Raw genomic sequence first — 12360 nt, forward strand, 5'->3', positions numbered from 1 at the left:
CGAGACCGAGGCCCGCCTGACACTGCGCACCGCCGAGGAGCGCGAGCGCTCCGGACGCGGCCGCGCCGACTCCCTGCGAGACGCCGCCCGTCGCGAGCGGCGGACCCGCGACGCCGTCGAGCGCGCTGAGGCCCGCCGTACCGCCCAACTGGTCGTGGCCCGTCACGTGCACGACCAGGCCCGCGCTGCCGCCCGAGCCGCCCACGCCTGGGTCGAGCAGGCCCGGGGCGAGCGTGAGAGCATCGAGGCCGAGCGGGCCGAGGCGGGCGTCGCCACCGGCGAGATCCGAGACGAGCTCGACGAGCTGACCGCCGAGAGGACCCGGCTCACCGACGCCGCTCACCGCGACGAGATCGCCCGCGCCGAGCAGCACACGCGGCTTCAGGCTTTGGCCGAGCGCGCCATGAACGAGCTGGGGCTCGAGCTCGAGCCGCTCGTCGACGAGTTCGGCCCGCACGTGCCTGTTCCCGATGTCCCCGATGAGATCGGGAATGCCGTCGAGGCCGGACGCGGCGGGGAGGCCGGGCGGGCCGCCGGCGGCGAGGAGCAGGACGAGCCGGCCGCGATCGGGCTCGTCCCGGGGCGCCCCTACGTGCGCGCCGAGCAGGAGAAGCGGCTGGCGCGCGCCAGCCGGGATCTGACCCGGCTGGGCCGGGTCAACCCGCTGGCCCTGGAGGAGCACGCCGCCATGGAGCAGCGTCACCAGTTCCTCGCCGAGCAGCTGGCCGACCTCAAGTCCTCTCGCGCCGACCTGCTGCGCATCGTCGAGGAGATCGACACTCGCGTCCAAGAGGTCTTCTCTCAGGCTTTCGAAGACACCGCCCGTCAGTTCGCCAGCGTCTTCGACCGCCTCTTCCCCGGGGGCGAGGGTCGTCTGGTGCTCACCGACCCGGGTGACATGCTCACCACCGGTGTCGAGATCGAGGCGCGCCCGGCGGGCAAGAGAGTCAAGCGGCTGTCGCTGCTCAGCGGCGGTGAGCGGTCGTTGGCGGCGGTGGCCCTCCTGGTGGCGATCTTCAAGGCCCGGCCCTCGCCCTTCTACGTCCTGGACGAGGTCGAGGCGGCCCTGGACGACACCAATCTGGGACGCCTGCTGGAGATCTTCGCCGAGCTACGCGAATCGAGTCAGCTGATCATCGTCACCCACCAGAAGCGCACCATGGAGGTGGCCGATGCCCTGTACGGCATTTCCATGCGCGAAGGGGTGACCAAAGCCGTCAGCCAGCGGCTGGCGCGCCCGCAGGGGGCGCGCTCCCGGAAGCAGACGGCGTCGGACGACCGGCCGGGCCCGTCCGCCGACCATCTGTGAGCGGCCGGGGCCGGTCGGGGCGAGCTGGGACGCCGGGGCCCGGACCGGCCGTCCGGACGTCATGGGTGCGGTGGGCGTCGGACGGCGGTGGAGAGCCCCGACGAGGCTCGTCGGGTCTTGACAGGTGTTATCAGGGTCGATGACTCGAGGCGTCGGTCGTAGAGGACCGGGCTGTCGGGCGCGTGCGAGTGCGGCTCCCAGGAGGGCGCGCCCTGGAGCAGATTAGCCCGGCGGGAGGCGCGTGCGACCGTCAACGCAGGTGTTGTGAGCCTTTTGTGACCGTCATTTGGTTACGCATCACATGCGGCAATGGTCACGACTGGCGTCATAGCGGTGGGTCACGGGTTCTCCTCCCTTCGCCGAGGAGGCACAATTAACCCCATGGGTGCCATGTTGTTTCCTCTGCTTGTCGTCGTCACCGCCGCGTTGGCGGTCATCGGGTTCTTCCTCGTCACTCGCTACCCCGTCTCCACGTGGCGGGCCGGGTTGCGCAACCTGGGTGAGGCGGCCCTCGAGAAGGAGGAACCCGTCGAGGTCGTGCCGCAGGACGTGCACCTCAACGACCTCATGACGCGGGAGGGCCCGTCGGTGTACACCGGTACCGACTCCTTCTCCGGGCTGGTCGGCGTCGTCGAGAAGGCCATGACCACGGCGGAGGGGGCTCCGGCTGCCATGCGCCGCTCTCGCGCGGGGCGGACCGTCACCGCGCCGAAGCCCTCGGTCGTGCGCGACAGGACCTTCACAGCCTCCTAATCCTCCAGCGAACTTGCACGCGGGCACCCGGCGCCGGGGCAACGTTCCGGCGCCGGGCGCCGTCGTCGGTCGGCCCGACGTCCGGGGCGAAGGTCGCGGTGCGCTGCGGGCCCCATCGGGCATGATGGCCCCATGGAACCCTGGATGATCGTTCTCGTCGTCATCGTTCTCGCCGTCATCGGCGGCCTCTGGTTCGTCGTCAGGGGCCGCGGCGGCTCGCAGGCGCCGCCGGAGGTCAGCGCTCACAAGCCCACCGCCGCCGACGACATCCTGCCCGCTCCGCCGGCGGAGCAGGAGGAGGCCGGCACCCACGACGTCGCCTCGCCCACCGCGACCCTCGAGCGCCCTGAGTCGATCCCCGGGCGCATGCAGCGCCTGCGTTCGCGTCTGGCCGGTTCCGGCGGTTTCGGCCGCGCCGTCCTGTCGGTCCTCTCCCGCGGAGACTTGAGCGAGGCCGACTGGGAGGAGATCGAGGACACGCTCCTGACCTCGGATCTGGGAATCGAGGTCACCACCGCTCTCATGGATGAGCTGCGCACCCAGGCCAGGGTTCTGAGCACCTGCGATCCCCAGGCCATCCGCGATGTGCTGCGCGCCCAGCTGCTGACGCTGGTCGACCCGACCATGGACCGCTCCCTGAGCCTGGAGCGGCCCGCCCCCGCCGAGGGCTGGGATGAGACGAAGGGCGCGCCCGCGGCCGCGGTCCTCATGGTGGGCGTCAACGGGACCGGCAAGACGACCACCTGCGGCAAACTCGCCCGCGTTCTGCTTGCTCAGGACCGTACCGTCGTCATGGGGGCGGCCGACACTTTCCGCGCCGCGGCCGCCGAGCAGCTGACCACCTGGGGCCGGCGTGTGGGCGTCGAGGTCGTGCGCGGTCAGAAGGAGGGTGCCGACCCGGCCTCGGTGGCTTACGACGCGGCCGGCGAGGCGGCCCGCACCGGGGTCGATGTCGTCCTGGTCGATACTGCCGGGAGACTGCAGAACAAGGCCGGCCTCATGGACGAGCTCGGCAAGATCAAGCGCGTGATGGACAAGATCGCGCCGGTCGGAGAGGTCCTACTGGTGCTGGACGCCACGACCGGGCAGAACGGCATGCGTCAGGCGCAGGTCTTCTCCGAGGCCGTGGGCATCACCGGGATCGTGCTGACCAAGATGGACGGCACCGCCAAGGGCGGCATCGTGGTAACCGTGCAGAAGGAGCTGGGCGTGCCCGTCAAGCTCGTCGGGCTCGGCGAGGGCGCGGACGACCTGGCTCCCTTCGACCCGGAGGGGTTCGTCGATGCCCTGCTGTCCTGAGCCGCTGGGCTCGCGAGCCCGTTCCGCCGCGCAACCGCATCGGGCCACCGGCACCTGCCTCGTTCAAAGCGCGGGCAGCCGGCGACGTTTCGACCGGTCAGGGTGAGTGCCCGCTCACCCGTACTACTGCGCTACTGAATGATCCAGCCCTTCTGGGCGGCGACGTGCACCGCTGCGGCTCGTGTGGGTGCATCGGTCTTGGCCATGGCCTGGGACAGGTGGTTGCGGGTGGTGCCTTCCGAGAGGTGGACGCGTCGGGCGACCTCGGCGACGGTGGCGCCGTCGGCGGCGGCCTGAAGCACCTCGGTCTCCCGGGCGGTCAAGGGGGAGTCACCGAAGACGAGTGAGTCGGCGGCCAGTGCCGGGTCGACGACGCGCAGCCCCGCATGGACTCGGCGCACTGACTCGGCCAGCTCGGTGGCCGGAGCGTCCTTGACGACGAAGCCGTGGGCCCCGGACTGGATGGCGCGCCGCAGGAATCCGGGGCGCCCGAAGGTCGTGACGATGAGGACCCTTGTGGCCGGCAGCCGCTCCAGGAGCCTCGCAGTCGCGTTCAGCCCGTCAGTGCCGGGCATGTCGACGTCCATGAGAACGACATCGGGCCGGTGCTCGAGTGCGGCGGGTAGGACATCGTCCCCGTTTCCGACCTGGGCGACGATCTCGATATCGGCTTCCAAGGCGAGGAGCGCGGCGAGCGCTCCGCGCACCATGGCCTGGTCATCGGCCAGTATCACCCGGATCATCGATCATCTCCGTTACTCAAGGCTTCGTAGGACCGGCGACATTAGTGCTCGCCGGAGTGGGATGCGCGCACTGGGTCAGTCGGTCGCGTCGTGCGTCAGACGGGAGGATAGACGGCGGGTACTCGCCCTCAGGACGGTGCCGCTGCCACTGGAGGGTGCCTCGATGGTGAGGTTGGCACCGTTGTCCTGACAGCGCTGCCGCAGCCCTTCCAACCCGTGACCGTCTGCGACGCCGTTGGGTGAATCGATCCCGACGCCGTCGTCGATTATCTCGATGGAGTCGGCGGTCAGACTCACCCGACAGCGCGAGGCGTGGGCGTGGCGCACGATGTTGGTGACGCCCTCGCGCACCACCCAGGCGAAGAGCTCGCGCAGCTCGGGGTCGACGGCCTCAACGGTCAGCGGCAGGTCGGCACGGATACCAGCCGAGGTCAGGACGTTCGCGGCTCGGGCCAGCTCGCCGGTCAGGCTCAGCTCACGGTAGCTGTTGACAGCGGAGCGCACGTCAGCCAGGGCGGAGCGCGCCAGGGACTGCACCTCGATCAGCTCCGCCCGGGCCTGGTCGGAAGCGGTGTCAACGAGTCTGGTGGCGAGCTCGGTCTTCAAAGCGATGACGGTCAGCGAGTGCCCCAGGATGTCGTGCATGTCCCTGGCCATGCGGTTGCGCTCTTCGTTGATCTCCAGCTCGTGAGTGCGCTGCTCCAGAATATGGGCCACACGCTGCTGCTCCATGATGTAGCGCCCGAAGACGCAAGCTCCTCCCGCACCGAGCAGAGCGATCCACGCGTCCTCACTCGCGGACCAGGACGGAGCCATCCTGGGGACGAGGAACAGCGCGCCAGTCAGGATCGCGATGGGCCCGGTGGCCGCCTGCCAAGGCAGGGAGAAGGCTAGGACGACGGCCAGGAAGACCACCAGCTGCAGGCCCGGCGATCCCACACCGAGGGCGGCTCCGGTCGCCGTGAGTGCGCCGACGACGATGAGCGACAGACTTAGTCGGTTGGGCCAGGCCAGTCCCCGGCGCACCCGCCTCACGCTCAGCGAGCAGGCGGCATACAGGCACACGCAGGAGACGACGGCACTGACTGCGCCCCAGACTCCGCTGGATCCTTGGGCTATGCCCGCCTGGACGACCGGAACCATAAAGGAAGCCCACACGATCCCCCAGCCGACCACCACGACTCGGGTGCGACGCGTTCGCGCCTCACCTGGGGACGAGGCGTGGACGGGCACGGGCATGATGGTACTCATGCTCGCCCCCGCATCTACACGCGGGCCGTGTCTCGGCCCATCCTCCAGGCGGCCCCGCCCAGGAAGATCGCGAGCCAGGTCAGGACGTTGGCCATCCACCACCAGGAAAAGGTCTTGCCTCCCATGGGCCACAGCGCCAGGTTGTGCAGCCCGTACATGGGGGTGAGGCTGCCGATGCGGTCCATGGTGGAGCCCGGCGTCAACGGGATGAACATGCCGCCGAGGAAGGCGAGCAGGGCCATGAGGGGCCCGACCACCTGCATGGCATTGTCGGAGGGGAGTACGTAGCCGATGAACTGACCGAAGGCGACGAAGACCAGGGAACCGAGCCAGATGATGAGCGCCGAGGTGATCCAGGCGCTCGCCGGCATCTGGGCATGACGGTAGGGCCCGAAGGCGTAGACGGCACCGATGGCCAGGACGCTGATGAGCATGCCGACGATCGCCTTGGCGGTGATGTAGGCGATGGGCTTCAGCGGCGTCAGACGCAGCTGACGGCTCCAGCCCGAGGCCCGCTCGTTGCTCACGGCCGCCCCTGCCCCGGTGGTGGTCATGAGCGCGCCGTACAGTGCCATGCCGATCATCATGTTTGCCACGACATTGCCGTTGCCGTATGGCGTCGAGGAGTAGTCGGTGGTGGTGAACATGAGGAAGAAGGCCACTGGCAGCAGGACGGAGAAGATCATGGCCCGACGGTTGCGCAGACGCCGGCGTGCCTCGAGCGACAGCAGGGCCAGGCTCAGCCCGCCCAGAGGCGGAGTGGTACGGGGGCTGAGATCCGGGCTGCTGGAGGCTGTGGGCAGGAACGAAGATGAGGAAGACATGGAAGACATAGTGGATCCGTCAGATGGAGGGGGTGGAAGGGTGACAGTAGTGCAGGTACGAGCGGTGCGGCTCATACTGACGCTCCCAGAGCGGGAGCAGTGGCGTCGCCACTGGTCAGGGCCACAAAGGCATCTTCCAGGCCACGGCTGGTGATCTCCAGGTCCTTGGCCAGGTGCTTGTCGAGGAGGAGCGCGGCGACGGCGTCGCTGTCGGTGGAACTCAGTGAGAGTGCGCTGCCCAGGATCTCGATGTCGGAGACCATGCCCTGGGCATGTAGATCGGTCAGAGCGCTGCGTAGCTGCTCGGCCGTGCAGGTCAGGGTGGCCCGTACGCTCCGGCCGCTCACGGAGGCGCGGATCTCGGCTGCGGTGCCGTCGGCGATGATGCGCCCATGACGGATCAAGATGATTCGGTCGGCGTAGACGTCGGCCTCCTCAAGGTAGTGCGTGGCGAAGAGGACCGTGCGTCCACCTGCGGCGTCGGCATGGATGGCCTCCCAGAAGCTACGGCGCCCCTCGACGTCCATGCCGGTGGTCGGCTCATCGAGGACGAGCAGGGCCGGGTCGGATACCAGCGCCATGGCGAAGCGCAGACGCTGCTGCTGGCCGCCGGAGCACTTCCTGACCGTCCGTGAGGCGAAGTCAGTGACGCCGGCGCGCTGCATGGCCTCGTCGACCTCGATCCGGTGGGTGAAGAAGCTCGCCGTCAGCGCGACCGTCTCACGCACGGTGATGTCGGGCAGGAGCCCGCTTGTCTGCATGACGGCGGTGACCAGGCCCCTGTCGACAGCCTGGCGCGGGGTCATCCCGAAGGTGCGCACTTCGCCGCTGGTGGGGCGGCTCAGCCCCAGGATCATGTCGATGGTCGTCGTCTTGCCGGCGCCGTTGGGGCCCAGGAAGGCGACGACCTCGCCGGGGCGGATGGTCAGGTCGATACCGTCGACGGCGGTGAGGTCACCGAAGGACTTGTGAAGGTTGGTTGTCGTGATGGCTGCATCGGTGCTCGTCCGGAGCGGGGGCTCGGGGGCGGGCAGGGTCGTCGTTGTGCTCATGACGCAAGAGTCGTTGCGCCGCTGCCGCGGTCCATGGTCCGTCGGTCACTACTTGCTCATGACATATCTCAGGGGTGCGCATGGCTGTGGAGCCCAGCGGGCACAGGCGGGCGGCGGGCACAGCAGCCAGGTCGCGCCGGGGATCTTGGACCTGCCGACGCCGTCGACGGGAAGGCCGTCAGCTGGAAGACCAGCGGCGAGAAGTAAGAAGCGCTCAGAGCCATGAGGCTCATCACCGCGATTATCCAGCCCTACCAGCTCCACAAGGTGACCACCGCGCTAGTGGCCGTCGATCTGAACGGGGTCACGATCTCCGAGGCGCAGGGCTCGGGCCGGCAGAAAGGACATGCTGAGGTCTACCGGGGCGTGGAGTACCGAGCCGACTACGTCCCCGTCCGCATCGAGGCGCTCGCCGCGGACGCCGAGGCCCCGTGAGCCGTGACCGTCATCGCGGAGGCGGCCCGGACTGGGAACATGGTGACGGCAAGATCTGGCTGGCCGCCGAGCACGGCGGCACCCGGGGCATCGAGGGCTTGTCGCTGGCGCTATCCTGGTCGGCAGCTATACCCGGGCGCCCGTAGGCAACCGTCGACGGTCTCGGGTCCGCAAGCACACCACCGCAGGCGCGCCCGGCGCCAAGGAAGGACACCGCGTGTTCGGCAATCTCTCCGACCGGCTCACCGCCTCATTCAGCTCTCTGCGCGGCAAGGGCCGCCTGACCGAGGCGGATATCGACACCACTGTTTCGGAGATCCGTCGGGCCCTCCTGGAGGCCGACGTCGCTCTGCCGGTGGTCCGCGCCTTCACCGCGGCGGTGCGTGAGAAGGCCAAGGAGGCCGCCCGCTCCCAGGCCCTCAACCCCGCCCAGCAGGTCGTCCAGATCGTCAATGACGAGCTCATCGAAATCCTCGGCGGGCAGTCCCGCGAGATCAACTGGGCCGACCGGGGTCCCACGATCATCATACTCGCCGGCCTCCAGGGCGCCGGCAAGACGACGCTGGCCGGCAAGCTCGGCCGCTGGTTGCGCGAGGAGGGCAGACGCGTTCTGCTGGTCGCCTCCGACCTGCAGCGCCCCAACGCCGTCACCCAGCTGGGCGTCGTTGCTGAGCGCGCCGGAGTCGACGTGTGGGCGCCCGAACCCGGCAACGGGGTGGGCGACCCCATCGCGGTCGCCCGCAGCGGTGTGGAGCAGGCTCGCACCCACGGCTACGACGTCGTCGTCGTCGACACCGCCGGGCGCTTGGGCGTGGACGCGGAGATGATGGATCAGGCGATCCGCATCCGTGACGCCGTGGGCCCCCACGAGATCCTCTTCGTCCTGGACGCCATGGTCGGTCAGGACGCTGTCAACACGTCGGTGGCCTTCCGCGACGGTGTTGGCTTCACCGGTGTCGTGCTCTCCAAGCTCGACGGCGACGCTCGCGGCGGCGCGGCCCTGTCCGTGCGCGGGGTCACCGGCGCCCCGGTCCTGTTCTCCTCCACCGGTGAGGGCGTCACGGACTTCGAGCGCTTCCACGCCGACCGCATGGCCTCCCGCATTCTTGACATGGGCGACCTGCTGACCCTCATCGAGCAGGCGCAGAAGGCCTTCGATGAGAAGGAGGCGGAGGATGCCGCCGCCAAGCTCGCCTCCGGCGAGTTCACCCTCGACGACTTCATGGGCCAGCTGCGTCAGATTCGCAAGATGGGGTCGATGAAGAAGCTGCTGGGCATGATGCCCGGGATGGGTCAGATGCGCGAGGCCCTGGAGAGTTTCGACGAGCGGGAGGTTGATCGCATCGAGGCCATTGTGCACTCCATGACGCCGGCTGAGCGGCGTGACCTGTCCATCCTCAACGGCTCGCGTCGCTCGCGCATCGCCCGTGGTTCGGGCACCACCGTTCAGGCCGTCAACGAGCTCGTCGACCGCTTCGGGCAGGCGAAGAAGATGATGGAGGCCATGGCCTCTGGTGGTGGTCTTGACGGCGCCGGGATGGGCGGCGGCATGCCCGGTATGGGCTCGCTGCCGGGTACGGGCAGGCGCGCCAAGGCACGTCAGGCCCCCAAGGCCAAGCGGCGCAAGGGCGGGAAGAAGGGGCGGTCGGGCAACCCTGCCAAGGCGGCCCGCCAGGCGAAGGAGGCGTCGGCCCGCGCTGGGGCGGGCAGGGGCTCGGCCTCTGATGCGACGCCCGCCCCGGCCGCCGGCTCGGCCTTCGGGCTGGGCGGGGCGACCGCGCCCGCAGCGGGCGACTACGGCATCATGCCCGACCGGGAGACGGCCGTGGCTCCCGCCGCCGACGGGAGCGGTGATGACGTCGTCGACGCCATGAACGCTCTGCCGGAGGATCTGCGCCGTCGCCTGGGGCTGGGCTGAGACTCGCCCCGAGTGGCACGAGCGGCTGCGTATCGTGCGAGCGGTCGGTCAGACCAGCGGAGTGGTGAAGCGCTGACAGTAGTCGGAGTCGATGGGACAGGGGCGTCCCTGCGCGTTGGTGATGATGGTGTTGACGGTGCTGGTGAGTTCGGCGACCGCCTGTGCGGTGAGGTGGGCGGTCCACTCGTCTTGCGAGCCATCGGGGGTGAGCTGCTCAATGAGCTCGACATCGTGCCCGGCGGCGTGGATGAAGCGTCCGATGTACAGCACGGTGCCCGGCAGGAGGGCGACCTCCTGGGCGGCGGGGACGGCGGAGATAGGGTCGAGGTCACGGCCGGTGCGGGCGACGACGACGGCGATTCCCGGACTGGTCAGTCCGATGGAGGCCACGGACAAGTCGCGGCTGGTGGCGGTAATGTTCTGGGTGACCAGGACTTCGGGCGTTTGGCCACGGGGGCTGGTGACTCCGCGGAAAGTGACGGCGCCGGTTGCGGGCAGGTGACGCAGGCCTTCGATGGCGTTGTTGAAGCGTTCTTGCGGGGTTGGTTCGGCGGTGTCGGTCATGAATGGTCTTCCGGTGGGTGGGGGCGGTAGGGGGTGGTCGGTGCCCCGTCTCGCCACGAGGCGCCCCTGATAATATTCTCGGTTGCAATCCGCGCTGGGAATGGGATGCTGGTTGGCGGGTCCAGTGGTGTGGCGGGGTCGGTTGGTACGGCGGGCAGAGGTCGGGCATCGACGGGGAGCCATGGGTCGGGTGAACGATCGAACATGGTATTCAGCTCGGCGGGCCAGGGGCGGGCGTCGGCGCGGGTCGTGGCCCAGGCCTCGCCGGCGTGCTCGACGACGAAGGTGGCGGAGCCGTCGGAGCGTGTGAGGTGGAACAAGCCGACGATCCACACCTCTTCTCGCCCGTGTCCGCGGTCCATGAGAGTGCGGAATCCGCGCCGCAATCTGAAGCTGTAGGTGGCTGGTGTCACTGGCTTCAGGGACACCGGGTCGTCGGCCCAGCGGGGCATGATGGGCGGACCGTGACGGGGACGCGTTGCTCTTTCGGGGACGATGTAGCGCGCGTGTTCGTAGAGCAGGCGGTTTCGTCGGCTGTTCTCCAGCCTTTGCTCCCGTTCTTCTTCATGCGTCAGGAGGTCGTAGTCGAGTTCGCCGTCTTCGGGGCGGACGGGGTAATAGTGCCGCCACCAGCGTCGATCCTCCAGATCCGTGGGGATCTCCCCCAGGCCCAGGCGGGTGGCCTCGGCCTGATTGATGCGCAGACGATCCTTGGCGGGCCGGTCCAGGTCCTCGATGTCCCCGGTGAAGGGCCGTCGCACACCATCAGCGCCGATGAGATCGAATACGCTCACTTCTCCGCCAGCTTCACCCGCAGAATATTCTGCTCGTCCAGAGACGATTCAGATATGCTGAACGTGGTTCCCGGTTTGAAAAGGATCTCCGCTTCGCCACCGTAAGCCGACAGTTTCGACACGTCGACACCGCTGTTCCCATTGATCTCGAAAACTACGGAATTTTTTGAACCGCTTTGGAAGTTGGCGGCGACGCTCTCGTTGTATGAAGAACTCATGAATGCCTTGTCCGTGTATTCGCCGGTACCGGTCTGAAGGTGAGTGTATACGTCATCAGGGACGTTCGTTCCTCGATAGGTCGTGGCGGAGACTTCGGGTAGCTGGTTCATTCCCGACAATGTGTTGTCGATCCGAGTCTGCACATTGGATGGAATCGGTGTGTCGGGAGCACCGCGTAGTGCCGGATTCATGGTATGGTAACCGTCATTCGTTGTGTAATCGTAGACGCCGAGGGCTCCTTCCGGCGTCATTCCTGTGGCTTTCGAGGTGTTCTGAGCCCACTCGTTCACCGCCGTATCGTTGTAAGCGGAGTGTCCCGGATCCGGTGGAGGTGAAGGAACCTTGTCGGGATCGATGGTGCCGTCAGGAGACGTCTGCTCTGAGCTTCCCTCACCCCCCTGAGAGGAACTGCCATCCGAGCTGTGATCGGAGGACGGGCTATCGGAGCCATCGGATGAGTCGTGATTCCCCTCGTGGGAATCGTTCTCCGAGCCGTTGCCGTGGGCGTTGGGATCGTCGCCGTTCTGCCCGTGGTGGGTGGTGGCGTCGGTGTCGGGCGTGCTTGTCGGTTTGCCGGTGTCGTTGGGGGCGCCGGCGTCGTCGGTTGTGTGGGTTCCGTTGGTGGTGGTGTCTTGGGTGGTATGGGCTCCGCTGTTGGTGTGGGCGGGCTGATGGGTTTCGCCGGTGATTGGATCCAGACCGTGATAAGTGGTGGGCCCTCCAGATGAAGCGGACGAGGAGGCCATATTGTCGACGGGTCCCTGAACCGGGTCCAGACCATGGTAGGACGTACCCGCTGAAGAACCGGAGGAATCGGCACCGAAGCTCGCATGAGAAGCAGAAGAGGTTTCCGCCCTGCCTGAAGAGGTCGAGTCGGTTTCGGCGTGGCCGGTTGAGCTGGAGCCGGTCCCGCTGTGGGGGGTTGAGCTGGAGCCGGTTTCGGCGTGGGAGGCCGAGTTGGCTCCGCTGTGGCTGGTCGAGTCAGTTCCGGCGTGGCCGGTTGAGCTGGAGCTGGTTTCGGCGTGGGAGGTCGAGTCGGTTCCGCTGTGGGGGGTTGAGCTGGCGTTGGTTCCGCTGTGGCCGGTTGAGCTGGAGCCGGTTTCGGCGTGGGAGGTCGAGTCGGTTCCGCTGTGGCTGGTCGAGTCGGTCCCGCTGTGGGGGGTTGAGCTGGAGCCGGTCCCGCTGTGGGGGGTTGAGCT

13 protein-coding genes are annotated in these 12360 nt (G+C 68.1%); 6 read left to right on the plus strand and 7 right to left on the minus strand.

Features of this window, described 5'->3' with window-relative positions:
• The 3 genes from HMPREF9062_RS13590 to ftsY all read left to right on the plus strand — a co-directional run.
• Positions 1–1309: AAA family ATPase (locus tag HMPREF9062_RS13590; protein ID WP_009749171.1), on the plus strand; the 1309-nt coding region annotated here is incomplete at its 5' end.
• A 381-nt stretch (positions 1310–1690) separates the two neighbouring features.
• On the plus strand, positions 1691–2062 hold the full coding sequence (locus HMPREF9062_RS05970; RefSeq protein WP_009749172.1) for a hypothetical protein: 372 nt from the start codon (positions 1691–1693) through the stop codon (positions 2060–2062).
• A gap of 132 nt (positions 2063–2194) precedes the next feature.
• Entirely contained in the window at positions 2195–3361 is a 1167-nt protein-coding gene (ftsY, locus tag HMPREF9062_RS05975) for a signal recognition particle-docking protein FtsY (RefSeq protein ID WP_009749173.1), read from the plus strand.
• A gap of 131 nt (positions 3362–3492) precedes the next feature.
• Here ftsY and HMPREF9062_RS05980 read toward each other — a convergent pair whose 3' ends face one another.
• The 4 genes from HMPREF9062_RS05980 to HMPREF9062_RS05995 form a co-directional block, all read right to left on the minus strand.
• Entirely contained in the window at positions 3493–4104 is a 612-nt protein-coding gene (locus HMPREF9062_RS05980) for a response regulator transcription factor (RefSeq protein WP_009749174.1), read from the minus strand.
• Positions 4105–4179: 75 nt separating this feature from the next.
• Positions 4180–5355 (minus strand): sensor histidine kinase, encoded by a 1176-nt coding sequence (locus tag HMPREF9062_RS05985; RefSeq protein WP_009749175.1) that lies wholly within the window; start codon positions 5353–5355, stop codon positions 4180–4182.
• Between the two features lie 14 nt (positions 5356–5369).
• A complete protein-coding gene (locus HMPREF9062_RS05990) occupies positions 5370–6098 on the minus strand; it encodes an ABC transporter permease (protein ID WP_311153326.1) in 729 nt (242 codons plus the stop codon).
• A gap of 152 nt (positions 6099–6250) precedes the next feature.
• On the minus strand, positions 6251–7231 hold the full coding sequence (locus HMPREF9062_RS05995) for an ABC transporter ATP-binding protein (protein ID WP_009749177.1): 981 nt from the start codon (positions 7229–7231) through the stop codon (positions 6251–6253).
• A 222-nt stretch (positions 7232–7453) separates the two neighbouring features.
• On the opposite strand from HMPREF9062_RS05995, the gene HMPREF9062_RS13595 reads away from it, so the two are divergent.
• Together HMPREF9062_RS13595 and ffh are read left to right on the plus strand one after the other, a co-directional pair.
• Entirely contained in the window at positions 7454–7666 is a 213-nt protein-coding gene (locus tag HMPREF9062_RS13595) for a P-II family nitrogen regulator (protein WP_009749178.1), read from the plus strand.
• Positions 7667–7883: 217 nt separating this feature from the next.
• Positions 7884–9584 carry a signal recognition particle protein gene (ffh, locus tag HMPREF9062_RS06005; RefSeq protein ID WP_009749180.1) on the plus strand — a complete coding sequence of 567 codons (1701 nt, stop codon included), beginning with the start codon at positions 7884–7886 and terminating at the stop codon, positions 9582–9584.
• Positions 9585–9632: 48 nt separating this feature from the next.
• Here ffh and HMPREF9062_RS06010 read toward each other — a convergent pair whose 3' ends face one another.
• Genes HMPREF9062_RS06010 through HMPREF9062_RS06020 form a run of 3 tightly spaced genes read right to left on the minus strand, consistent with a single transcriptional unit; the run spans position 9633 to position 11907 of the window.
• Positions 9633–10148 carry a hypothetical protein gene (locus HMPREF9062_RS06010; protein WP_009749181.1) on the minus strand — a complete coding sequence of 172 codons (516 nt, stop codon included), beginning with the start codon at positions 10146–10148 and terminating at the stop codon, positions 9633–9635.
• Positions 10145–10942 (minus strand): hypothetical protein, encoded by a 798-nt coding sequence (locus tag HMPREF9062_RS06015; protein ID WP_009749182.1) that lies wholly within the window; start codon positions 10940–10942, stop codon positions 10145–10147. The genes HMPREF9062_RS06010 and HMPREF9062_RS06015 overlap by 4 nt, the downstream gene beginning before the upstream one ends.
• A complete protein-coding gene (locus HMPREF9062_RS06020; RefSeq protein WP_034253845.1) occupies positions 10939–11907 on the minus strand; it encodes an ADP-ribosyltransferase in 969 nt (322 codons plus the stop codon). The genes HMPREF9062_RS06015 and HMPREF9062_RS06020 overlap by 4 nt, the downstream gene beginning before the upstream one ends.
• 211 nt (positions 11908–12118) lie before the next feature.
• On the opposite strand from HMPREF9062_RS06020, the gene HMPREF9062_RS13120 reads away from it, so the two are divergent.
• A partial coding sequence (locus tag HMPREF9062_RS13120) for a hypothetical protein (protein WP_034253847.1) occupies positions 12119–12360 on the plus strand: 242 nt, incomplete at its 3' end.

The organism is Actinomyces sp. oral taxon 448 str. F0400 (assembly GCF_000220835.1).
Taxonomy (GTDB): Bacteria; Actinomycetota; Actinomycetes; order Actinomycetales; family Actinomycetaceae; genus Actinomyces.